General features: G+C 43.1%; 18 protein-coding genes. 1 reads left to right on the forward strand and 17 read right to left on the reverse strand.

Annotated features, from left to right (window positions below; translation table 11 throughout):
• The 4 genes from DWW43_RS07550 to DWW43_RS07565 all read right to left on the reverse strand — a co-directional run.
• A partial coding sequence (locus tag DWW43_RS07550) for a transglutaminase domain-containing protein (protein WP_279221095.1) occupies positions 1 to 2,116 on the reverse strand: 2,116 nt, incomplete at its 3' end.
• 1 nt (position 2,117) lies between these two features.
• Complete coding sequence (locus DWW43_RS07555; RefSeq protein ID WP_165853041.1) at positions 2,118 to 5,348, reverse strand: prenyltransferase/squalene oxidase repeat-containing protein; 3,231 nt, start codon at positions 5,346 to 5,348, stop codon at positions 2,118 to 2,120.
• A 43-nt stretch (positions 5,349 to 5,391) separates the two neighbouring features.
• Entirely contained in the window at positions 5,392 to 5,964 is a 573-nt protein-coding gene (locus tag DWW43_RS07560) for an accessory gene regulator B family protein (RefSeq protein ID WP_008402849.1), read from the reverse strand.
• A 6-nt stretch (positions 5,965 to 5,970) separates the two neighbouring features.
• Complete coding sequence (locus DWW43_RS07565) at positions 5,971 to 6,102, reverse strand: cyclic lactone autoinducer peptide (RefSeq protein ID WP_008402847.1); 132 nt, start codon at positions 6,100 to 6,102, stop codon at positions 5,971 to 5,973.
• Positions 6,103 to 6,358: 256 nt separating this feature from the next.
• Between DWW43_RS07565 and DWW43_RS07570 the strand changes: the two genes are divergently transcribed.
• Positions 6,359 to 6,664: a helix-turn-helix transcriptional regulator gene (locus DWW43_RS07570; RefSeq protein WP_243104430.1), complete on the forward strand. Its 306-nt coding sequence runs from the start codon at positions 6,359 to 6,361 to the stop codon at positions 6,662 to 6,664.
• A gap of 146 nt (positions 6,665 to 6,810) precedes the next feature.
• Here DWW43_RS07570 and DWW43_RS07575 read toward each other — a convergent pair whose 3' ends face one another.
• From DWW43_RS07575 to DWW43_RS07635, 13 genes are all read right to left on the reverse strand, one after another.
• Entirely contained in the window at positions 6,811 to 7,812 is a 1,002-nt protein-coding gene (locus tag DWW43_RS07575) for a GHKL domain-containing protein (protein ID WP_161117334.1), read from the reverse strand.
• A gap of 246 nt (positions 7,813 to 8,058) precedes the next feature.
• A complete protein-coding gene (locus DWW43_RS07580; RefSeq protein ID WP_119963203.1) occupies positions 8,059 to 8,808 on the reverse strand; it encodes a LytTR family DNA-binding domain-containing protein in 750 nt (249 codons plus the stop codon).
• 57 nt (positions 8,809 to 8,865) lie between these two features.
• Positions 8,866 to 9,114, reverse strand: a complete 249-nt coding sequence (locus DWW43_RS12320) for a DUF6075 family protein (protein ID WP_119963204.1) — start codon at positions 9,112 to 9,114, stop codon at positions 8,866 to 8,868.
• A gap of 265 nt (positions 9,115 to 9,379) precedes the next feature.
• Positions 9,380 to 12,025, reverse strand: a complete 2,646-nt coding sequence (gene ppdK, locus DWW43_RS07590) for a pyruvate, phosphate dikinase (protein WP_119963205.1) — start codon at positions 12,023 to 12,025, stop codon at positions 9,380 to 9,382.
• Between the two features lie 280 nt (positions 12,026 to 12,305).
• Entirely contained in the window at positions 12,306 to 13,703 is a 1,398-nt protein-coding gene (locus tag DWW43_RS07595; protein WP_044946160.1) for a glycine--tRNA ligase, read from the reverse strand.
• A 64-nt stretch (positions 13,704 to 13,767) separates the two neighbouring features.
• Positions 13,768 to 14,511 (reverse strand): DNA repair protein RecO, encoded by a 744-nt coding sequence (gene recO / locus DWW43_RS07600; RefSeq protein ID WP_119963206.1) that lies wholly within the window; start codon positions 14,509 to 14,511, stop codon positions 13,768 to 13,770.
• Complete coding sequence (gene era / locus DWW43_RS07605) at positions 14,508 to 15,413, reverse strand: GTPase Era (protein WP_008402838.1); 906 nt, start codon at positions 15,411 to 15,413, stop codon at positions 14,508 to 14,510. Before era ends, recO begins: the two co-directional genes overlap by 4 nt.
• 121 nt (positions 15,414 to 15,534) lie before the next feature.
• Positions 15,535 to 18,465, reverse strand: coding sequence for an insulinase family protein (locus DWW43_RS07610; RefSeq protein ID WP_119963207.1), 2,931 nt, complete (start codon positions 18,463 to 18,465; stop codon positions 15,535 to 15,537).
• A gap of 13 nt (positions 18,466 to 18,478) precedes the next feature.
• The gene (locus DWW43_RS07615; RefSeq protein ID WP_021943733.1) at positions 18,479 to 18,895 is read right to left on the reverse strand and encodes a cytidine deaminase; all 417 of its coding nucleotides are present in this window, start codon (positions 18,893 to 18,895) and stop codon (positions 18,479 to 18,481) included.
• Between the two features lie 340 nt (positions 18,896 to 19,235).
• Entirely contained in the window at positions 19,236 to 20,795 is a 1,560-nt protein-coding gene (locus tag DWW43_RS07620) for a HAMP domain-containing sensor histidine kinase (RefSeq protein WP_165853043.1), read from the reverse strand.
• Complete coding sequence (locus DWW43_RS07625; RefSeq protein WP_117807659.1) at positions 20,773 to 21,477, reverse strand: response regulator transcription factor; 705 nt, start codon at positions 21,475 to 21,477, stop codon at positions 20,773 to 20,775. Before DWW43_RS07625 ends, DWW43_RS07620 begins: the two co-directional genes overlap by 23 nt.
• Before the next feature lie 107 nt (positions 21,478 to 21,584).
• A complete protein-coding gene (locus tag DWW43_RS07630) occupies positions 21,585 to 22,850 on the reverse strand; it encodes a glycerate kinase (protein ID WP_243104431.1) in 1,266 nt (421 codons plus the stop codon).
• Between the two features lie 33 nt (positions 22,851 to 22,883).
• Positions 22,884 to 23,447, reverse strand: coding sequence for a rhomboid family intramembrane serine protease (locus tag DWW43_RS07635; protein WP_117807660.1), 564 nt, complete (start codon positions 23,445 to 23,447; stop codon positions 22,884 to 22,886).
• Positions 23,448 to 23,717: the final 270 nt, after the last annotated feature.

Below are 23,717 nucleotides of genomic sequence, written 5' to 3' on the forward strand. Positions count from 1 at the left end.
CCACGTCTATGTACAGGCTGCCCTCGCTGAGTCCGGATACCTGTCCGTACAGCTTATCACATCTCAACTCGTAGCCCGTGATACCCTCGCTCAAGTCTCTTACGGCTGTCACACCATATGCCTCAGCCGTCATTATGTCAGCCATATCCACCTGTGCGAAGTAAAGCCTGCCCGCAAGTGTCAGGAGCTTGCCGAGATAATCTGTGCTGTAGACATTTGTCTCGGTTACGCTGTCTGAGAGTGCAGAAGCCTCATCATATATTTCCTGAAGCTCTGAGGATGTGATGCTCTGCATGTCCAGAGTGACCGCGTACATCGAGCCAGTTGTCACATCGTTTGTCACGTCATGGCTGCCTAGAGCCGACGACAGTCCTATGGTAAATGTCTGCTTTGTCCCGAGGGTTATCTCGAGGTACTCGTCGCCCTCCGCTGTGACCTCGCCGTCCACATAGATGACAGGCTTCATGTACACCGCATAGGCGGGTACGTCGAATATACTGTCATAGCTGTCATATATGGCTTTGTCTGCATCCGTGGCAGGCTCGTATGCGAGCAGTACACTCTTGCCATACAACTCGGAAGCTGTGAAGCTTGTGAACACATCACCGTCTATGCCGAAGCTTACCTTGTCCCTGTCTGAATCCGGTATCTCAGCAAATATGACAGTCTCTCCGTATGTCGCATACTGCAGCGAAGCCGGAAGATAACTCTCTTCTTTCTGTGAGATAATACGTTTTCTCGTATACATGGAATCCGTGTCCATCGAACCGAGCTTTTCTTCCCATGTATCAAGAAGCGTATCCATCTGTGAGGCGTCCCCGGTCTCAGCAAGCTTCGCCACCTCATCATTGAAACCCGCATCATCGAGAGCGTCATAGATGTTGTCCACGTTCTCATATGACTTGATTTCTGTGTCCAGATCCAGCCATACAGAGCTGCCGGAAGCGTCTCCGGCTCCCCTGTAGTCCGTATAAGGTATGTAGGAGCGCACCCACACATGCTCCATGCGCACATATACAAGCTCGCCGTCAAGCGTAAGCTTTGTTACCGGTGTACCCGCTGCCGCAAGCACGTCAGCCGCATGCTCTGCCGTATCAGCTCCGGTAAGTGACACCGCCTGCTCAGGTGTGAGGTCTATGGTTCCCTTTACATACGCTGACGGATATCCCAGATATCTCAGCATGGCTATGAGAAGGCTTGCCTGATCATAGTCGTTGCCGCTCATGGCGTCGTATGTTCCGTTTGCACCCTTGCGGCTGCCGTGGTATGTCTCATAGCCTATGTTATTCTTTATGTAGTTGTATACTGCCAGCGGCGTCTTCAGCTCGTCAGCTTTCTCCTTTACAGTATCCAACAGTTCTGTCTCACTGGCAAGTGCGAGATACTCGGTTTTCTCGCTTTCATCCTCGGACATAACTGACGAAGCTTCAGGTGTGTCCGCGTCAACATTGTACTCAGCCGTTTCTGCCTCGTGTACAGGCTCTGTATCAGGTATATCCTCGCCGTAAGTCTCATACGTTTCATCAGCGCCAAGAAGCTTTGTAAGCTCATCCGTCTGCTCTGCCGCTGTCTCCATATCCCCCTGACCCGCCGACTCTTTTATTCCGGCAAGCAGTGCTGATGCCTCATCACGGCTCTCAGATACTGATTCATTGAACGCCTTCTCTCTTTCCTCATATACAGTGCGCGCCTCATCGTCCAGACTATCGCTCACTTCCTGCAGGGCGGTCTGCCATTCTTCCGCCGCAGTATAAGATGAGTCCAGCTGCCCGGACAGTGTATCGGCAAGCTCAATCACTCTGTCCGCATCGCCGCTGCTTACACTCTCCGAAAGCTGTGTCATGACATCGTCTGCTTTATCAGCCTCGTCTGTGACTGCTTTCTCTGCAGTCTGCCATACCGTCTGAATTTTGTCTGAATCATCCTGCGATTCTGTTTCATCTGTTGTTATTTCTCCGTTTTCGGTATCCGCATATGTCTGGGCGGTCTTCGTTCCGACAGAGGCTGACTCCTGTCTGCTTCTGCAGCCCGACAGCATACATACACACAGAGCAACAGATAATAACGTGCATACGCTGCGGTACCATATTTTTCCCTTTTTACATCTCTCTATCATCTTATTCTCCCTCCATGCGGTTCTGGTTGTAGTAACCCGCCTGTATAATTACCCTCTTTGCCACAACGCTTCCTATGTAATCGAATTTCGAGACATTTATCGTGACCGTTCCCTCCGGTGCGTATATCAGTCCCTCTCCCTCAAATGCCGTAGCCTGTATTTTTATGTCTCCCTTTTCCGAGCACAGCACGACAGGCTCATCCTCCGCGCCGCAATGTATCGTGTTTGCATTGAAAGATATGTCACCGCCGGACATCAAGCTTGCCGAAAGCGTCACGCTGTTACACCACGCGCCTGTAGTTTTCAGGCATATCGTCGGAACGATTATATCCGTGCTGTTGTACACTGCAATCTCCGTGAGAGGAGCTCCCTCAAGTTCCATATCATCCTTTATGTCCTGTGTATAATCCGGAACATCCAGAGGCTGTACGTTCTCCTGCATACCCGCGATATCCAGCACTCCGCCCGCTATGGAGAGGCTCCCTGCCGATGATGCCGTCCCGTTAAGATGTATCGTGCTTCCCTGAAACCTGAACGTCTCTGCCCCATATATATCGCCTGTAATATCCGCCTCGCAGCAATAGAGCTGCACTTCTCCATCTGTTGCGATAAGCGCCTGATCCAGACTCAGATATTCCTTCCCCTTTGGTATCTCTATGCTGATGACTGTCTCATCACTTATGTTGCCCGCATTGTCCACCGCGCATATGTGCAGATACACCGTCTGCCCCGGCTCATATGCGGTTAAATCATATTCGCTTAAATCAATTTTCAGTGTGCCGTCAGAAGCTTCCGACACCTCAGCCGCCGGCTTTCCTTCATCTGTCTTTTTTCTCAGCTCGTCCATAGGTTCTGTCGAATCACTTATGCCGGTAATAAATCCTCTCATGCCGGACAGTGCCGTGGCATCCACTATGTTTGATTCCACGTTTTCTCCGTGCCCTGAGCTTACAGCCTCCACATAGTACTGATAGTCAGTTCCCATATCCTCGGATTTGCATATAAATGTTCCGGTTTCACTCTCAGTTATATCCGGCTGTGTCGGTGCCGCCTCATCATAGAACGAGTTGTCCTTTGCCGATGTTTCGCTTGTAAGCTGCTTCAGATAAAACAGTGTGTTCGCAAAAACTTTTCTCTCATCATCAGTCGCCTGACCGTTGCTGTGTCCTGTCTGTATCATGGCAAGCTGGTTGTTTGTCACGAGATAGGCAGCTGTGGTTGCTCCTGTCTCCGAATCTGTGCTGTACCACGTTCCAAATTCCATCCAGACTGTTGAAGAAAGCGCTCCACCCGAATACTGTCCGAGAGTATGTGCACTCGGTATCTGTAATGTTCCTGACAGTTTCCACGGATAACTTGTGAGCATACCCGAGTTTACAACCCTCACTGTGCTGCTCGGCGTATAACTGCACCATGTTGCAACTTTAATGCCGAGATCATCTGCGAATCTTGCAAAATTGGGATGATAACAGCTTGATATACGAGCCAGTGTATCATGACCAAACATGGCTCCGCGTCCTGTATCAATAAAAGCCTTTGTCGCCTCATATCCTTTTTCCGAGAGATCCTGTCCGGCATTTGAATCGTATGTTCCAAACATCAGCACGTCGTACTTGTAATCTCCGTTTTCGTCCTTCAAATATTTATCCGGGTCCGAATTATAACTCCCTATGTATACCGTGTCTATGACAAACAGCCCTTTGCCGGCAGGCTCACCCGTGTCGCTCACTGTCTGCTCCATCCAGTTCTTCAAATAATTCTGCGCGGCATAGCACGGATAGATATTGAGAACCCTCACCTTCTCCGAGCCGTCCCACGTGGAACGCGTCTCCCATTCGCCGCCATTCATCTTCCTGAATACACGATATCTGTAAGTATCGTCATCATTGCTTATATCATTCCATGACAGATTAACTGAATACCCGATTCCTGTCGTCACATCAGCAGTGAGTGTGAGCTTTTGTCTCTCAGTCACATGTACGGAGAACTTAATCTCATCTGATGCAAGCACCTCTGCCTCGTCATCCACCGACACAATCTCTGTTTTCAGGATATATTCTTTCCCCTCCTGAGCCGTTGCCTCAAGTGCCGAATCAAGCGAAGCTTTCGTATTCGAGGCAGACAGTTCCATCTCCTTTGTGACAGATGCTGTCGCTTCTCCGTCCTCTGTGATGGTATACCGCACATTCATGGTCACATTCTGATTGGTATCATATGATATGTCAGTATGAAGCGACAGACTCTGTGTCTCTCCGGCTTCCAGCACATATGTATCAGTCTCAGTCTCCACGTTCGTAATGCTAAGGCGCAGTGTATGATAACTGTCTATCTCGTCAAGCAGAAGTATGTACCATATCGTGTCCGTGATATCCCCGTACACGCTTCCGTCGCTTCCCTGTACGGAATGAAGCTTCTCCTCGAAAGCATCCGCATCCTGTATCAGTTCTCTTCTGTACATATACATGGCAAGTACTGCCTGTTCGGCAAATGTATCCTCGGAAAGTTCCCCTGTGAATCTGTCCTGACAGTATGCGTCAAGTGCAGTCCACGCCGGTAAATCATCACACCCGCACATGGAGAGAATCATTCCCGCATACGCCGTCAAATACGGTGAGCTGTCAGATGCATCCGTGTACGCATACCCTCCGTCGCTTTTCTGTTTCCCCGCAAGGTAGAATGCTGCGTCTCCTGCCGCGTTGCTGTAATCTGCGGTCGCATCCGTCGGTGTAGCCACAGCCTGAGCGCATACCGCCGAAAGTGCAAGCACGGTGTCATAGACATCGCTCTCATATTCTTCTGTAAGACCGAAACCCCCGTCAGGATTCTGGCGGGACATGATATCAGAAAGCAGTGATTCTGCCTCTTTTGAATCTGCGGACATATACTCTGCCCGCGCGATATGCACCATCTCATCGGTATTCATATCCTTATGGCTGCCTTTCCATTTCTCAAGGAAAGTGCTGTCTGTCGGCTTTCCTTCTCTTCCGAGTATAGTCAGAGCGTTGGCTGTATCATTTATCAGGTCTGTATCACCCCAGCCGCTCACATCGTCTTTCTCGCCGACAAGCCAGCTTATCGCCTTTGTTTTATATGTACCAGTTTCCTCAGTCTCTTCCGCCGCCACAGTATAAAATGGCACACATTCAAAACACATGGCAATACACAAAAGCAATGCCAACATAGAAGAGAATATTCCACTTCTATTCCATAAAGATATTTTCCCCTTTAACATGATTTTTTTTCCTTTCATTTGTTGCAAAATATATAATTGATGTTTACTTTCCCTTATTTTTTCTCAGCTTAATACATCCCATCACAAGCAGTGCTGATGAAATTAAAAATGCCATAACTATCGGCAGATATATGACCGATATTCCCTCATACAGTGTAAACACGGCTAATATCGTTTCAACCAGAACTATAATCCTTGTCCTTTTTTGATAAATTCTATGCTCGATATCATCGAGAGGCTTATTCTCCGTGCCAATCGGAGCAAGCAGCCATAGAGTCAGCACCGCGCAGAGCAGAAGCCCAAGCAGTATCATCTGTCCGTATGCCAGCCTGTTTACGGCATATACCGCAGTATAAGCTGCAAGCAGAAGCGAAACCGACATAACTCTGCAGCCCCATCTGGTCTGCGCATGATATCCTCCCGCGCTGCTCCTTATGGGATAAAGAAACACCCACAGCAGAACGCCCGAGAGGACATCACCGTAGCAGAAGCCGACAAGAACTGTAAATCCAAAGGCAAGCACGTTCTCCCTGATACGCTCAAGCCCATAGGCTATGATCTCCTTCTCCTCATCGGAGTCATATTCGTTGGTTACATATTCCTGCAATGTCTTCATCGGCTCTTAGAATTTGCGCAGCTTCTTGACTGCCTTTGGCTCTTTCGGCTGATATGCCCAGAAACAGCAAGCTGAGTTAGCTGCTTTCTCCGCCGATTTCTTTGCCATCTTGTTTACGAGCTTCTTTGCCTTGTTCATACTGCATCCCTCCTGTGATATATTTTGCTATTTTGATATTAGCCGTCTAAATCATAGCACATTTTTTTCTTAAAATTCGCCATATGTCATAACTAACAGCTTTTTTGTCATAACTCGTGTTTTTTTGCCAAAATCCGGTTCTTTTTGTCATTTGTAACTATCAAATAAGATAATTATAGTTGACTTTGAATTGAATATACTAATGAAAGGACAAACATGTAACATGACATAATCGTATTTTTTGTGAGGAATAAAAATGGTAATGGACATATCTGAACGTATCAGGGAATTGAGAGAAGTCATCGGTATAACCCAGAGTAATTTGGCAAGCGCACTTAACATATCTCGCTCAGCAGTAAACGCATGGGAAATGGGTACATCAAAACCCTCTATAGACACTCTTGTTGATTTGGCTGATTTTTTTCATGTATCTACAGACTATTTACTTGGAAGAAATGAATTGCAGCTAATTGAAATATCAGGAGTAAGTCCAGAAGGCGTAGATATTATTCTCCGTCTCGTCCATTATTTTTCTACGGAGAATTCAAAAGAAAACAATTAACAGAATATACTAGGAAATGACATGAAACCTTACACAGCATAATCATACCTTTTATAGAAACAAAATAGTCATTGACATACCTGAGCGTATCAAGAAATTAAGAGAAGCTGCAGGCATAACCCCAAGCAGCTTGGCAGACATCATTGTTAATTGAACAATATAACTCTGACTATGAAAGTATTTTCAGTAGCTTCAAACTGTATCTCACCATTATTTTGATTCACAACATCCTGTACACTCTGTAAACCCATGCCATGATTATACGAATCATCTTTGGTGGTAAGGAAATGTCTCCCTGATTTACGCAGTTTACCGCTGTAGCTGTTCTTTACCAGAATCCTCAATGTCCCTTTGTCCATATTGATTCTAACATAGAGGTATTTTTCTTCACTGGACTTTGCCGCCCTGACTGCATTGTCAAGCAGATTGCCCAGAACAATGTTGAACTCAAACGAATTACGCAATTCTTCCGGCAGACATATGTCCGTTTCAACATGAATTCCGTCCTTCTTTGCCAACCCAAGCATATAATTCAAAAGGCTGTCTGTCTCAATATTGCCAGATTCTGAAATTGCCCTTGAATTCTGCATATAGTCCGTCATGCTTTCTATGTATTTTAAAACCTCATCGCGCTTATTCTGCATGGTCAGAAGCTGTATCTCTGACAAATGATTCCTGATATCATGGCGCATGCGTCTTACTTTTTGTTCTGATTCAAGAATAATGTCCAACTGGTTTGAATATTCCTTGACATACTGCCTGAGAATTTGGTTCTCATATTTTTCCTGAGCGGATTCAAGAAGCATATTATACAAATACAGCACCAAGAAATTTATACATAAAAGTCCCAATCCTACTGCTATAAAGTCGCCTGATATATAATGCTTCATGTAAGCCATATACAAAAGTATACATATACTGATAATCGGCACAATTATCAGAGCCACGCTCGGCACTATCTGTTGCTCATTCCGGCTCTGCATTATCCTTCTCAGAAGACACATAAACACAAACATAATCATATCGACCATGACGAATGTCAGCATATCCAGTGCATCTCCTGATTTGTATGCCGGAGTCAGCAGACTTGTAGCAAGCATATCACAGCCCATGCACACAATAGTAAGTATTACAATAATAAAAATCACATATTTTCTGTTTCTGGAATACACGCACACGAGCGCACCTATGCCGAGAACATTACATATAAGATTAATCAATGATATATTAAGACAGATAAACAACGCGCTGTTTACCGCATAAAAAACAATACATACTCCTACAACATGTTTCTTATCCGGATTCTCTCCCTGAAAAAACATGTCTGTAAGATGCTTAATCAGATATATTCTGAACATGTTGCACATTAAATATACTGCCGTGTACATTTTTCTTCATCCCCTCTCCAGCATCTTGCTCCGTACTTCTTTCCGAAAATTTTGACTAACAGGGATCTGTGTACCGTCCATCATTAGTATCTGTGTATATTCATATTTTTGTATGTAAGCAATCTGGACGATATAAGACCTATGAACTTGCAAGAAAGATTCGTCCGACAGAATTTCCTGAGCAACCTCTTTTATCTTTCTGTAATATTCATACACATCCACTTTTGTATCTAAGCCACCATTTTTTTGTTTTTTCTCCGTGACAAGTCTGATTTTTCTGCCATCACTTTCAAAATAAAGGATAGATCTAAATGGTATATAATGAGTTTTACCAGCCACTTTACATTGAAACACCTTCTCTTCTTTTACGAGAAACATAACAGCCAAATCAAGACATTCCTCTACCTTAGATTTTACAAGCGGCTTCACAAGAAAATTCATCGGCATTATATCAAACAGGCTCATTGCATATGTTGTATTTGCAGATATAAACACAATCTTCATGCTATAATTATTCAGTCTATGCCGAATATACTGTCCTATATCTACACCGCTGGTCGTAATCAAATCAATATCCAAGAATAATAAATCAATCGCATTTCCATCCTCAAGATAATCCACCAGTGCCTCTCCCGTACTCCACATCTCTGTATCAAGTCTCAAGTCATGCTTCTTCCCATATTCTTTAACGATCCTTTCAATTTCCGAACAGATTGCCGACCCATCATCACAAATTCCTACTCTAAGCACTCCCATCAATCCCCTATAACTAAACAAAATATTTACATTTCAGATTATATCACCCATACCATCCTAAATCAAATGCTTTGCAGTAGAAGGTATTGCTCTTTGTTTCCTTATAAGCCATAATAAAAAGTTAAATGACAATCTAACATACCATAAATTCAGTACTTTCTTCACATAGATTTCATCGCAATGCCGTCTCGTGTCCTCAGATATGCCAAGGATATAAATGAGTGACTTGTGATAACTGTCTCTGTATCTCGCTCTCGCTAATTTTTCTCTGTAAAATGTCCTGTGATCTACTGATTCAAATACCATGTGTTGTTCATAACCTCGAACCTCCTTTAGGAATTTTGTATAAAATAAAAGGACTCTACCTCTTAGTAAGAGATAGAATCCTTAGAAAGCCCAATAAAAAAGGGGAAAACCCAATATTTGGAATTTTCCCCTAATTATCAAAGATAGATTTTACAAACGAAATCCTTAAAACGGTTCGCTTTCGTGTACTCCGGACGATGTGTCATGAAATCATTAACATCAGCTCTGGTAATCAGAAATTCCGTGAAGTACATATAGCTGTAATCTACTTTCCTGCATTGTTAGCGATTGCAGCCTGAGCAGCAGCAAGTCTAGCGATAGGTACACGGAATGGTGAACATGATACATAATCAAGACCGATCTTGTGGCAGAATTCAACGGATGAAGGATCTCCACCGTGCTCACCACAGATACCGATATGAAGCTTTGGATTAACCGGCTTGCCAAGTTTAACAGCCATATCCATGAGCTTACCAACACCAGTCTGGTCAAGCTTAGCAAATGGATCATTCTCGAAGATCTTAGCATCATAGTAAGCATTTAAGAACTTACCTGCATCATCTCTTGAGAAACCAAATGTCATCTGTGTAAGGTCGTTAGTACCGAAGCAGAAGAAGTCAGCTTCCTTAGCGATCTCATCAGCTGTAAGAGCAGCTCTTGGGATCTCGATCATTGTACCAACTTCATACTTAAGATCTGCGCCTGCAGCAGCGATCTCAGCATCAGCTGTCTCAACTACTACCTTCTTAACGTACTTAAGCTCTTTAACTTCACATACAAGTGGGATCATGATTTCTGGCTCAACATTCCAATCTGGATGCTCTTTCTGAACTTCGATAGCTGCACGAATAACAGCCTTTGTCTGCATCTTAGCGATTTCTGGATATGTTACAGCAAGACGACATCCTCTGTGACCCATCATAGGGTTAAACTCATGAAGTGAGTTGCAGAGTGCCTTGATCTCTTCTACTGACTTATTCTTAGCCTTTGCAAGCTTCTCAATATCAGCTTCCTCTGTAGGAACGAACTCATGAAGAGGTGGATCCAGGAATCTGATAGTAACCGGGTTACCTTCAAGTGCTTCGTAAAGAGCCTTGAAATCTCCCTGCTGATATGGAAGGATCTTATCAAGAGCTTCTTCTCTTTCTTCTACTGTATCTGAGCAGATCATCTCACGGAATGCTGCGATTCTTTCTGGATCAAAGAACATATGCTCTGTACGGCAAAGACCGATACCTTCTGCACCAAGCTCACGAGCCTTCTTAGCATCTGCCGGTGTATCAGCATTTGTTCTAACCTTAAGTGTTCTGTACTTATCAGCCCATGCCATAACACGACCGAATGTACCTGCGATTGAAGCATCAACTGTCTTGATAACTCCATCGTAAATGTTACCTGTTGTACCATCGATTGAGATGAAATCTCCCTCATGGAACTCTTTGCCGGCAAGTGTGAACTTCTTGTTCTCTTCATCCATGATGATATCGCCACAACCTGATACACAGCAAGTACCCATACCACGCGCAACTACAGCAGCATGTGATGTCATACCACCACGAACTGTTAAGATACCCTGTGCGGACTTCATACCTGTGATATCTTCTGGTGATGTCTCAAGACGTACAAGAACAACCTTCTCGCCCTTAGCTGCCCATGCTTCTGCATCGTCAGCAGTAAATACGATCTTACCACAAGCAGCACCTGGTGAAGCACCAAGACCTTTGCCCATTGGTGTAGCTGCCTTAAGAGCTGCTGCATCAAACTGTGGGTGAAGAAGTGTATCAAGGTTACGAGGATCGATCATAGCAACTGCTTCTTCCTCTGTCTTATGTCCTTCATCAACAAGGTCACAAGCGATCTGGAGAGCTGCCTGAGCTGTTCTCTTACCATTACGACACTGTAACATGTACAGCTTCTTGTTCTCAACTGTGAACTCCATATCCTGCATATCATGGTAGTGATTCTCAAGAGTCTCACATACCTTAAGGAATTCTGCATATGCTTCTGGGAATTCCTGCTCCATCTGAGCGATTGGCATTGGTGTACGAACACCGGCAACTACGTCTTCGCCCTGTGCATTGATAAGGAACTCACCCATAAGCTTCTTCTCACCTGTTGCAGGGTCACGAGTAAATGCAACACCTGTACCGGATTCATTATTTAAGTTACCGAATACCATAGGCATTACGTTAACTGCTGTACCCCATGAATAAGGGATATCGTTATCTCTTCTGTATACGTTTGCACGTGGGTTGTCCCATGAACGGAATACAGCTTCGATAGCTAACTTTAACTGCTCAACTGGGTCTGAAGGGAAATCTGTTCCTAACTGGTTCTTGTATTCAGCCTTGAACTGCTCTGCAAGAGTCTTAAGATCAGCTGCTGTAAGTTCTACGTCGAACTTAACACCCTTCTCTTCTTTCATCTTATCGATGAGCTGCTCAAAGTACTTCTTACCAACTTCCATAACAACGTCTGAGAACATCTGAATGAAACGTCTGTAAGAATCATATACGAAACGCTCGAATGCTGGATCTGGGTTGTGTGCGATCATTGCAGCAACAACTTCGTCATTTAAACCAAGGTTAAGGATTGTATCCATCATACCCGGCATAGATGCTCTAGCACCTGAACGAACTGATACTAATAATGGATTCTCAAGATCTCCGAACTTCTTGCCGTTGATCTCCTCCATCTTCTTAACACCTTCCATAGCCTGTGCCATGATCTCGTCGTTGATCTTACGACCATCTTCATAGTACTGAGTACAAGCCTCTGTTGTGATTGTGAAACCCTGTGGAACTGGAAGACCAATTGTTGTCATCTCTGCAAGGTTTGCACCCTTACCACCGAGAAGATTACGCATGGTCATGTCGCCTTCGCTAAACATATAAACCCACTTGTTTGCCATTTGTTTATTACCTCCTACGTATCTAATTAAATATATGCTGAAAAAAGCCTGCTTTAGGGCAGAATTTTCCCACCACTCTGACGTGATTATATCATATGACCTAATAATATTAAACCACTTTTTTCAATTTTTTTCTCTTTTTAACCGCATATTCCGGAATCTTTTTCAAAAAGAAAGAGACATCCGCCGGATAATGTTCTTTTCCGACAAATGTCCCTTTTATTTTTCAGATTCGATCAACCGGGCACTCTAATCCGAGATATTGATTCATTTCATCTGATTAATATTCGAATTTCTTCTCAAAATATGCCTTCAGATCTTCGATCTTTACTCTTTCCTGCTCCATGGTATCTCTGTCACGGACTGTTACAGCACCATCTTCTTCTGAATCAAAATCATAAGTTACACAGAACGGAGTTCCGATCTCATCCTGTCTTCTGTAACGCTTACCGATATTTCCTCTGTCGTCGTATTCACAGTTGTAGTATTTGCATAATTCAGCATATACCTTTTCTGCTTCCTCGCCGAGTTTCTTGCTCAGTGGAAGGACACCGATCTTAACAGGTGCAAGTGCAGGATGGAAATGTAATACAGTTCTTACATCCGGCTTCTCCTCTGTTCCGATATTTTCTTCATCATATGCAGCACAAAGGAATGCAAGTGTTACACGATCAGCACCAAGTGATGGTTCGATAACATATGGAATGTATTTCTCTTTCTTCTCATCATCAAAATAATCCATTGGTTCGCCGGATACAGTCTGATGCTGAGTCAGATCATAATCCGTTCTGTCTGCGATACCCCAAAGCTCGCCCCATCCAAATGGGAATAAGAACTCTATATCTGTTGTACCCTTGCTGTAGAAGCAAAGCTCTTCCGGTGAATGATCACGGGCACGCATCTCTTCATCCTTGATACCAAGGTCTTTTAGCCAGTTGATACAGAAGCTTCTCCAGTAATCAAACCATTCAAGGTCTGTTCCCGGTTCACAGAAGAATTCCAGCTCCATCTGCTCAAACTCTCTGGTACGGAATGTGAAGTTACCAGGTGTGATCTCGTTACGGAATGACTTACCGATCTGACCGATACCAAACGGGATCTTCTTTCTGGATGTTCTCTGTACATTCTTGAAATTTACAAAGATACCCTGTGCTGTCTCAGGTCTTAAATATACTGTATTCTTTGCATCCTCTGTTACACCCTGGAATGTCTTGAACATCAGGTTGAACTGTCTGATACCTGTAAAATTATGTTTTCCGCATGAAGGACAGCAGATATTCTTTTCTTCGATAAAGCTCTCCATTTCTTCATTTGACCAGCCATCAACGGAACCTTCGATCTCCATGTTATTCTCTGCCATGTAGTCTTCGATCAGCTTGTCTGCACGGAATCTTTCATGGCACTCTTTACAGTCCATCAAAGGATCTGCAAAACCGCCAAGATGTCCGGATGCTACCCATGTCTGTGGGTTCATCAGGATCGCACAGTCAACACCTACATTATATGGATTCTCCTGTATGAACTTTTTCCACCAAGCCTTTTTTACATTGTTCTTTAACTCAACACCAAGGTTACCGTAATCCCATGTATTTGCAAGTCCACCATAAATCTCTGAACCCGGATATACAAAACCTCTGTTCTTTGCTAAAGCAACGATCTTGTCTAATGTCTTTTCCATAATGTCCTCCATTTATATTTCATCTTTTATTTGTACGTTATTGTACCTTCTCTCCCTGTTTTTTTCAAGACAGGGATTCAATTATTTCTACAGAATTGAATTTCCGGTCTACATATACCGCCAGAAATTCCTTTGTGATCATCATAAGTTCTTCCAGCACACTGTCTGAAACCGTGAAATTATACAGATTTCCAAGCGTCGCTCCATTAATATACTGAAGCACATATCTTGCATCTTCTGATATATGAATGCTTTTCTTAGCCTTGCTCCGGCAGTTCTCACACAGGATTCCACCGGATAAGGGATCAAATATCCGTGTCAGCTTGTCGCTTCCACAGACCGGGCAGTGAAAACTCTGCAGTCCCTGTCCAAAGATATCCATGATCTTCAATTCATATACACAACGGATCAGTTTCACCGGCAGCAGTCCTTTTTTTAATGCATTCAGACTAACAAACAGCAGATTCAGATAATCTGCCGACCGGTCGCCTTCTCTTGTAAAATATGACATCATCTCACAAAAGTAAGATCCGTAACAGTATTTGTTCATATCAAAGGTCAGTTCATGAAAATATTCCTTTGCATCTACGTTGATTAATGTATATGCATTTCTTCCCGGATATACAGTAAATGCTCCCATGACAAACAGCTGCGTCTTTGAGATCAACTGGCTGCTTGGTCGTCGGACTCCCTTTGCAAATGCTGTGATCTTCCCCTGCTCTCTGGTCAGTATAACAAGCCGTCTGTCATATTCTCCCTGAAGGCCGGAGGAAAGCACGATTCCGTTTAATACTATCTCATCCTTCATGATTCATCCATCTTATAACCATAATTTCGAAGAAGGGTATCGGTATCCCGCCAATCCTTCTTCACCTTTACCCAAAGCTTCAGATTCACATGTGTATCTAATAGCTGTTCAATGCCATACCTTGCATTGCTGCCGATCTTCTTCAGCATTGCGCCCTGTTTTCCGATAATAATACCCTTATGGGAATCCCTCTCACAGATGATTGTTGCATCTATATCCATAAGCCGTCCATTCGGACGTTCCTTCATCGAATCAATAACAACCGCGATTCCGTGTGGAATCTCTTTATCCAGAAGTCTTAAAGCCTGCTCCCGGATCAGTTCGGATACGATCTGTCGCTCCGGCTGATCGGTGATCGTGTCTTCATCATAGAACTGTGGTCCGTATGGAAGGTATTTGAACAGCGTCTTTATCAGTTCATCTTTGTTCTTTCCCTTTAATGCCGATACCGGAACGATCTCCGCATGACTGCAGGCATCCTTATAGGTCGAGATTGCCTTGAATACTTCTTCTTCACTTACCGCATCGATCTTATTTACCACAATGATGATCGGGGTCTTAACTCGTTCTAACTGTTCAATGATATACCGTTCTCCTGCTCCGATAAATGTCGTTGCTTCAACGATCCACATAACGACATCTACTTCATTTAATGTTCCCTCTGCCACCTTTAACATATATTCACCAAGCTTGTTCTTGGCCCTGTTGATTCCAGGTGTATCGAGGAAAACAATCTGTCCTTCATCCGAGGTATACACGGTCTGAATACGGTTTCTTGTTGTCTGCGCCTTACTGCTCGTTATCGCGATCTTCTGTCCGATCAACTGATTCATCAGTGTGGATTTACCTACATTTGGTCTTCCTATGATCGCAACAAATCCTGATTTGTATGTATCGTTCATACTTCTCCTTCCATACTCTGTATGTATTCATGTTCTCCATTCGGCACAGAATCCTGTAACCTGCCGGAGAACTATTTACAAATCTATATACTTATATCTTCTTTCGTTACTTCTGTAAAAACTATAGATCTTTTACTTCTTTAAACTTTGCCCGATTCTGTTCGATCTTATCTTCCCCACCGATCGCACAGATAACCCCGTCGTCTGTGATCGCCCGGATCACAGGTGCCAATGAACGGATCGTTTCTACATTTGCAGTAAGTACCTGATCACGTTCTTTCTGAAGCTGCTCATCTGTAATACCTGCAAAGTAACAGGTCTGGCTGAATGCTCCTTCTGCTGATGGTGTCATTGGAGAATCTAACTTTGCGATCGCACCAATCAAATATTTGGTCATATCTCTGTCGCTTGCATCAAAGCCTGCTACATAGTCTGCTGCCTTCTTATAGATATCATATGTCTCCATCAGGTTCGGATCTCTGTAGGATGTAAAATATCCCATTCCTGATCTGGCAAATGAACACATAGCTCCATATGCCCCACCCTTTACACGGATATTCTCCCAGAGATATCCATAGGAGAAGATCACCTGTAGGACTTCCAGTGCTCCGGTATATTCAAATCCTTTTTCTTTATAATTTCCTGCGAGAGCCGCATACTGTACCTGGCTTGCTGTCTTAAAGGCTTCGTTCTTAACAGCTTTTTTCATCACACGTTTTTCTGCAAAAGCAGGTCTGGTCGACAACTTTCTTGCAAACGCTTCAATATCTGCGCCCAATAATTCCTTGATATCATTGTCACCGGTATAAGAGATTGTTACCGCTCCTTTTCTAAGGATCTCGGCAAGCGTTGTCTGCAGCTTCTCAATGATCACATCTGCATTCTGCTCAAAATCCTGATCCAACTCCTGTAAGAAATCATAATATCCGATTCCCTCTGTCATATCCTTAAATGCCATCACATCTGAGACATAAGACATCGCGCGTGTTGCAGATGTGATATGCCCTGAGGATATCAGATCAGTCTTAAGTCCGGCCTTTTCTTCCGATATAATCTCTTTCAATCTCTTCTTATCCGAAAGCTTCGATGTGAACAGGATCTCCTCGATCAGCTTCAGACCTTCTCCAAGCTTGTCATACATGGCCTTTGTCTTAACGGAGAAGAATGAAAGATGATCCTTCCCGCCATCCTTATACATGGCTCCTGTAGAAAATCCGATACCACCGGTATGGAAATTGATCTGATTGGACAGTTCACTATATGTGTAATGCTCTGTATCCACATATTTGAAAATGCTGGTGAGCAGCTCTACATATGGAACAAACTCTGCATCCAGATCATTGATATCAAATATAAACTCCAGATAACCAATTCCGTTAGTAAAGATATCATGACTTATTAATGGCATACCATAAATGCTGTCCTCACGGTTCTTTAACGGATGGATCTCTTTTCTGATATCAGAAATATTAAGCAACGGAACCTTCTCCATATCCTCTGCCGGAGATGGTGTCTCCTGATATAATTTTAATTCCTTTGTATCTGATACAACCTGTTCAAGCTCATTTTCCGTAAGAGAGGCCTTATAGTCTGCAAGCTTCTGCTTCTCTGCTGCATCATTCTCCTTATCAAGCCCCTTCTTCGGCTTCATAACAAAAATCATACCAAAGGTATTCTGAACCAGCTTTTCCCAGATCAGTTCTTCAAAATATCCGGTTTTCAGACTTTCTTTCAATTCATCATATACTTCATTTAACTTAAACATTTCAAGTGCAGATGCATCATCATACAGCCATGTATTAAATGCATCCAGACCCATCATAAGCCCCTTCGGAAATCTGCCGAAGTTTGCTTCCTTATGTTTAAACTCAAAATTATTGATCGCAGCCTCAATCGAAGTCCGATCGATCGCCTTTCCTTCTTCTCCATGCCCGGAAAGATCGGTCAGTGTATCCCTGATCACAGACACAAAACGTTCCTTATCGGACATATTTGCATTTCTTGCTACGATTGAAAAGATTGTCTGCCGGATCCCATCATCAAAGGAAGCAAAGACATCCTCTCCGATCCCTGCATCTACTAATGCTTTCTTCAATGGTGCGCCCGGAGCGTCCATAATTGCGTATTCCAGTATATTCATGGCAACGGACTGCTTCTTATCAAGGCTGCTGCCAACTACCATATTATAGGTTAAAAATGTCTGATTTTCTTCGCTCTCATTTTCTGCGATCGAATAAAAGCAGCTCTCATCCTTCATCTGTTCATAGGCTGTCTGCACAGCGATCGTAGAATCAATCTCTCTATAATCAAAGCTCGAGAGATACTCCTTATCGATATAGTCCAATTCCTTATACATATCAAGATCACCATACAGATAAATATAACTGTTTGACGGATGATAATACTTTCTGTGAAAATCAAGAAAACGTTCCTGACTTAATGTTGGAATCGCTGCAGGATCACCACCGGATTCATTCTTGTATGGTGTGTCAGCAAGAAGAAGTTTTTCAATCTTTGAATACATCTGCTGTTCCGGAGATGAAAATGCACCCTTCATCTCATTAAACACAACACCATTATAGATCAGTTCCCCTTCTACAGTTTCAAGTTCATAATGCCAGCCTTCCTGACGCATGATCTCTGTATGTTCATAAATATTCGGATAGAATACCGCATCCAGATAGACATCCATAAGATTTTCAAAATCCTTTTCGTTACAGCTTGCAATCGGATATACCGTCTTATCAGAATATGTCATTGCATTTAAAAACGTATTTAATGAACCCTTTGCCAGTTCTACAAACGGGTCTTTTACCGGATATTTTCTGGAACCGCATAATACCGAATGTTCCAGAATATGCGGAATACCGGAATCATCATACGGCGGTGTCCGGAATCCGATATTAAACACCTTGTTCTCATCATCATTAGCAATTACAAGCACTCTGGCCTTTGTCTTCTTGTGGCTTAAGATATAACCTGTTCCATTTACTTCAGGGATCTTTTCTTCTGTTATGATGTCATACCCTGTTAATTCTTTTAAGTCTCTCAATCTGATGTCTCCTTTATTCTTCTTTATTCAAATGAAATGTCTCCGGAAGCAGCTCTTCTACCGAATACATCCTATATTCCTGTTTGTTCTTTGCTACAACGATCACGCAGCCTTGTTCGGCAAATTCGGCAATGACCTGTCTGCATATCCCACATGGATAAGTATAGTCACATTCTCCGTTCTTTAGTCCGCCAACGATCGCGATCGCAGACAGCTTTCTGCACCCTTCACTGACTGCCTTAAAAACAGCCGTCCGTTCCGCACAGTTTGTTGCCCCATAGGAAGCATTCTCTATGTTGCATCCTGTATAATAACTTCCATTCTCCATCTTTACACAGGCTCCCACCTGAAAATTCGAATATGGCGCATATGCCTTTGTTCTTGCCTGCATCGCAAGCTCGATCATCTCTGAAATCTCGTTTTCATTCATACAAATTTCCTCTTACTTCCTGTTACATGGAACTAACAGTACCACCCATAAATATAGCCTATTTTCCATGTGTTTGCAATGCGATTCTGGCGTATTCTAACTGTAAACTATACAAAACAGATTGACAGTGGTCTTACCTATTATTACACAAGACATTCTCATTCTATCCTCATGTAGCGGTACATAAGGCAGCAAAATACGCTGCCCAAGTACCGACATTCGTAACTGAGACCTTAGCTCGACTTGATCGAGGTTAGTTTGAAGTTACACAGAGTGGATAGGCTTGTTACCTAATAGTAAGACCACTGTCAATCTACTATTTAAAATTTCTACTCTCTATTTAAAAATAAATCATTATTTCAAATTCACCGTCTTCTGTTTTTAAACTTCCGTGGTAGCCAAATATCTGCATGATCTCCTGCACGATGCTCAATCCGATTCCGCTTCCGCTTCTGCCGGTTCTTGCTTCGTCTCCCTTTACAAATGGCTTCCATAACTCCTCCGGATCGGTTGTAATCGGCTGTTCCATCGGATTGCTAAGGATCAGATGATCTTCCTTTAATACCAGCCGGATCACACTTCCTTTCAGTGAATACTTAATTGCATTTACAAACAGATTCTCTAACATATGGGAAAGCATCAGCGGATCACCTTTTACCGTACAGTTTCCTGACATTCTTACCTCCAGACCTTTTTCATCCAGAAGATTCTGATACCGTTCCTGTAACGGCTCCCATATCTGTTCGATGCTTACAGACTCTGTCTGTAACGCTTCCATTTTACCAAGCTTGATATACTCGCTTAACTGGCATAAAAGTTCATTCATGTAAGATGTATTTTCCAAAATAACATCTATGTAATGCCGGCACTCTCCTGTCTGGTTTAACTGTTTCAGATTCTCTGCATACCCGGAAATTGCCATCAATGGACTTTTTACATCATGTGCAAGTGCTGTAATAACCGTTTCTTTTCTCTCTGCATCTTCCATCTGTGAAAATGTCCGTCTACAGGATATAAACGCAGTCAAGATCGTTGCAATTATAATGAGAAATACAACTGCAAGCCCTCCATAAAATAACCAGATGCCTTCTGTATGCCAGCCAAATGGATCTGCATACATAGCGGATACGATATAATATATATCATTGTCAAAAACGACATACTGACTTTTAAAATAATAGTTTCCACCCAAACAACCACTTATACTCTCTGTTATATCTGCCGGATGTGCTCCATAAGTCTCCATCTTAGCCAGCAAATACCTGCTCGTCTTACTATACTGATTGGCATTATCTACTCTGCCATGAAGACTCCATGCAAATTCCCCTGCATCAGCATTTTGAACCACCTGTCGGAAAGAAGGCATAATCGGTGAATGCATCTGTACTTCGGACTGCATCTGCTCCATATCATCCTCTATATCCTGTACCTGTTGTTCTAATTTTTCTGTATCATTTTCGTCTGTATGCTTCGTAGTTTCTGTTTCTTGATTTTCATCTGCAGCATTTACACCGTCTTTTTCTTCTATATTGTCTACTGCATCTGAGCTTTCCAAATGCCGCCTGTAAACTGCTGTCAAAAAATATGGTGTATTTTCCTCCGCAAAGATCTCCTGTATTCTATTACGGGCTTCCTCTATATCTGTCATACCTGCAATATCTTCCTGACATTCAGCCAAACCTGCACTGACACTATTTGTTGATACCTGAAAATATTCTTTTAATTCCAGATTGACCTGATTTCTGTAATAACCGATCACCAGCAGATACAATATTATGCTGACTGCTATAATGCCAGATGAAATCCATATCCATTTTCTTTTTATCTTTTGTCTTTTTCTTTTCTGCCGCTCCGACAATAATGCATTTCTTTTTTTATCATTCTTTTTGTTCTTTTTCATCGTCGTCACCCCGTATCTGATATCCATTTCCTATCACTGTTTTAATCTGCTTTCCTGCACTTCCAAGATGTTTTCGAATCTTTCGAATGTGATTATCCACACAACGATCACTGCCTTCATAATCATAACCCCATACACCGATCAGCAGCCGTTCTCTTGCCACAGTCTTATTTTTGTTCTCAAGCAACATCCGCAACAATGCAAACTCTTTTGGCGCAAGTTCTATTTCCTGAGAATCCACAAGGACTCTATACTCCGATGGCTTCATATGTATCCTGCCACAGACCAACTCTCCGGTTCTGCTGAGATCCTTTGACCGTCTGATCAGTGCCTTGCATTTCGCATATAAGGTCACAAGAGAAAATGGTTTGATGATATAATCGTCACAGCCGAGATCATAGCCAAGCAGGATATCCCGTTCGGAACTTCTGGCTGTTAAAAACAGGATCGGAACCATGCTCGTCCTGCGCATCTCCCGGCAGATCGCAAAGCCGTCCATTCCCGGAAGCATGATGTCTAACAATACAAGATCCACCCGTTCCGTCTCAAATAAATCCAGCCCGTCCTGTCCGTTCTGTGCCGTCCGTACCACGATCTCATTTTCACTTTCTCTGGTAAAGTAATCTTTCACCACTTCGCAGATCTGTTCATCATCTTCAATCATCAGTATCTGATATGTCATATTTCTTACCTCCTTACGCCTATATTAACAGTGTGATATGACTTTTAAATGTTCTTACATAAAAAGCCCAAATAGAGTTTACTGCTCTATTCAGGCTTTCTTATTTGCTATAGTTTCTCTCTCACAGCTCGTTCCATATTCTGCATGGCACATTCTGTCTGCATGGCTCTCCCTCGTTCCTCTTCGGACAGTCCGTCGGTTATGGAATAACACGCATCAAACAAGCCGCTCTCCATACATTGTTCGATGCCTTCCCCGAAGCAGCCTGCAAATGCAACCACTTTTTTCTGCTGTGCTTTTGCAAGTTTCGCTACGCCCGCCGGTGTTTTTCCCATTAACGTCTGTGCATCCATCCTGCCCTCTCCGGTAATAACCAGATCGACATTTTTTATTCTTTCTTTTAAACGGATCTCATCAAATACTATATCAATTCCCGGTCGTAATCTTGCATGCAGGAACATCAGAAATGCATATCCTAGGCCGCCTGCTGCACCTGCTCCCGGTGTCATACGATTTATTATGCTGTCCATCTGACATTTCTCCGGGTCTGTATTCATTTGCACTTTATCCTGCTTACAGCCTGACCAGTTCTGCTGTTCCACCAGATCTGCATAACGCACCATGGATTTCTCCATGTTCTCTACCATCTGAGCATCTGCTCCCTTTTGCGGTGCAAAGATATAGCTGCATCCATTCTCGCCAACCAACGGATTTGTAACGTCACAGGCAATCTGAAATGAACATGCTGAAAGCTCCGGTAACATATCCTCTGTGTAAATCTCGCATACTTTTGAAAGTCCTTCTGCTCCATAGCAAACTTCGTTTCCATGTTCGTCAAGAAAATGGCATCCAAGTGCCTGAAGCATTCCGATCCCGGCATCATTTGTTGCGCTTCCGCCAATCCCTATAATAAAGCTCCGGCATCCATGCAGCATGGCATCCTTTATCATCTCGCCTACTCCATATGTAGTTGTATGCATCGGATTTCTGGCTGACTCCGGTACAAGCGGAAGTCCTGCTGCCTCTGCCATCTCGATCAATGCTACTTTTTCTCCTGCTTCATCATAACTGATATAAGAAGCCTTTACGACCTGTCCAAGCGGTCCTGTTACATTAACTGTATGACGTTTCATGTTCGATTTTCCATAGGCGATCGCATCCATGGTTCCCTCTCCGCCATCTGCAACCGGAACCACTTCGATCTCACAATTCTTATAATTTTTCTCCAGACCTTTTTTAACCGCCATGCCTGCCTGAACAGATGTCATACTGCCCTTAAAAGAATCAACAGCCACCAGAACCTTAAGCGGTCTTTCTCTCAATTTCAGATCATCCTGCAATATGGTGTCATGTATTTCACATGTTCGATTCATTTGAGAAGTCCTCCCTTGCAAATATCACACCGTTTATTTCCGGTTCAGATTATATCCGACAACTGCACCCACAATACCGCCAACGATATGTGCCATATTCGAGATATTGTCCTGTACTGCGATACCTTCATATACCTGCTGTCCGATAAAGATGATCGCAACCAGAATAAAGGATAACGGAATTTCGCCTGCTCGGAATCCGGTAAAGGACGCCAGCACGATAAATGCAAATACGACACCACTCGCTCCACAAAGTGCTACATTCCAGAAAAAGATGTAATTCACAATACCGGTCGCAAGTGCTGTTACACCGATCACTTCCAACATTTCTTTCGAACCATATTTTTCTTCTAACATCGGTCCAAGCAATAACAGATAGGAGGCATTTCCGATAAAATGACTCCATCCTGCATGCCCGAATACATGTGTAAAGAATCGCAGATATGTGAGTGGATTTGTAAGCGATGAATGATATGTCATAAATAATAACCGGGTACTTCCGCCACCGGTCAGTACCCCAAGCAGCGTTACAACAAAACAAATGAATACAAAGCCCAGCGTCACCGGCGCGTTAAATGTAATCTTTAATTTTCTCATCTGTATATACCTCCCCATATAGAATGAATAGCTTTATTATACCCTATTTATGTATAAATACAAAGAGCCGCTTCGACTCTTTTACCCCAGAACAAAATTGCTTTACAGGATAAATATTTCTATAAAACAAAACTACCGTCCATCCGGCAGTCTGATCATAGCAGTTTCAACTGACGATCAAATCTGTATCCGAATAAACGGTAGTCTTATATGTACTTTGCACATTCTATTCATCCGAAAAATCATTGCCTATACTATGGTCAGATGATT

The organism is Clostridium sp. AF15-41, assembly GCF_003604095.1.
GTDB lineage: Bacteria > Bacillota > Clostridia > Lachnospirales > Lachnospiraceae > Coprococcus.

Excerpts from the sequence above, each read along its gene's own strand:
- DWW43_RS12320 (WP_119963204.1), bottom strand. The coding sequence starts at position 9,114 with ATGGTATTTGAATCAGTAGATCACAGGACATTTTACAGAGAAAAATTA.
- DWW43_RS07570 (WP_243104430.1), top strand. The coding sequence starts at position 6,359 with ATGGTAATGGACATATCTGAACGTATCAGGGAATTGAGAGAAGTCATC.
- era (WP_008402838.1), bottom strand. The coding sequence starts at position 15,413 with ATGAACGATACATACAAATCAGGATTTGTTGCGATCATAGGAAGACCA.
- DWW43_RS07630 (WP_243104431.1), bottom strand. The coding sequence starts at position 22,850 with ATGAATCGAACATGTGAAATACATGACACCATATTGCAGGATGATCTG.
- DWW43_RS07620 (WP_165853043.1), bottom strand. The coding sequence starts at position 20,795 with ATGAAAAAGAACAAAAAGAATGATAAAAAAAGAAATGCATTATTGTCG.
- DWW43_RS07555 (WP_165853041.1), bottom strand. The coding sequence starts at position 5,348 with ATGTTAAAGGGGAAAATATCTTTATGGAATAGAAGTGGAATATTCTCT.
- DWW43_RS07580 (WP_119963203.1), bottom strand. The coding sequence starts at position 8,808 with ATGGGAGTGCTTAGAGTAGGAATTTGTGATGATGGGTCGGCAATCTGT.
- recO (WP_119963206.1), bottom strand. The coding sequence starts at position 14,511 with ATGAAGGATGAGATAGTATTAAACGGAATCGTGCTTTCCTCCGGCCTT.
- DWW43_RS07625 (WP_117807659.1), bottom strand. The coding sequence starts at position 21,477 with ATGACATATCAGATACTGATGATTGAAGATGATGAACAGATCTGCGAA.
- DWW43_RS07560 (WP_008402849.1), bottom strand. The coding sequence starts at position 5,964 with ATGAAGACATTGCAGGAATATGTAACCAACGAATATGACTCCGATGAG.
- DWW43_RS07595 (WP_044946160.1), bottom strand. The coding sequence starts at position 13,703 with ATGGAAAAGACATTAGACAAGATCGTTGCTTTAGCAAAGAACAGAGGT.
- ppdK (WP_119963205.1), bottom strand. The coding sequence starts at position 12,025 with ATGGCAAACAAGTGGGTTTATATGTTTAGCGAAGGCGACATGACCATG.
- DWW43_RS07565 (WP_008402847.1), bottom strand. The coding sequence starts at position 6,102 with ATGAACAAGGCAAAGAAGCTCGTAAACAAGATGGCAAAGAAATCGGCG.
- DWW43_RS07615 (WP_021943733.1), bottom strand. The coding sequence starts at position 18,895 with ATGAATGAAAACGAGATTTCAGAGATGATCGAGCTTGCGATGCAGGCA.
- DWW43_RS07635 (WP_117807660.1), bottom strand. The coding sequence starts at position 23,447 with ATGAGAAAATTAAAGATTACATTTAACGCGCCGGTGACGCTGGGCTTT.